The following is a 473-nucleotide window of genomic DNA, read 5'->3' as shown; positions in this document are numbered from 1 at the left end:
CCGTGATCGCCCACCTGCAGCGCGCCAGCCACACCGCCGGTCTGCTCACGTATCTGTACGGGCCGGGCGAGCGCGGCAACCACACCAATCCCCGCCTGATCGCCGGGGACGGCCACGGCACTCCGATCGAGATACTCACCCAGCCCGACGTGCTGACGTACCTGGCCCACGCCCTCGACGCGCCCGTCGACCGTCTCGGGGCCCGCGCGCCCGAGCGGCCGGTGTGGGTCTGCTCGGTCCGTTCCGATCCCCGGCACCCCGACCTGACCGACTCGCAGTGGGCCGAGGTTGCCCGCCGGGTGGTGGCGGCCACCGGCATCGCCCCCGCCGGCGATCCGGACGCCTGCCGGTGGATCGCCGTGCGCAACCAGGCACGGCAAGTACACGTCGTGGCCACCCTCGCCCGCGAGGACGGCAGCCTCCACAACGCCTACCGCGACGCCTTCCACCTGCAGACCGAGTGCCACCGCATC

The 473-nt window shown here is 73.4% G+C and carries 1 pseudogene; it reads left to right on the top strand.

The window, feature by feature from the left end:
- Window positions 1-473, top strand: a pseudogene (locus RB628_RS42900) (mobilization protein); the annotation flags it as partial.

The organism is Streptomyces sp. ADMS (assembly GCF_033441795.1).
In the GTDB taxonomy this organism is placed as follows: domain Bacteria; phylum Actinomycetota; class Actinomycetes; order Streptomycetales; family Streptomycetaceae; genus Streptomyces.
The sequence above is the reverse complement of the archived record's forward strand: the minus strand, read 5'-3'. Positions and strand labels throughout refer to the sequence as shown.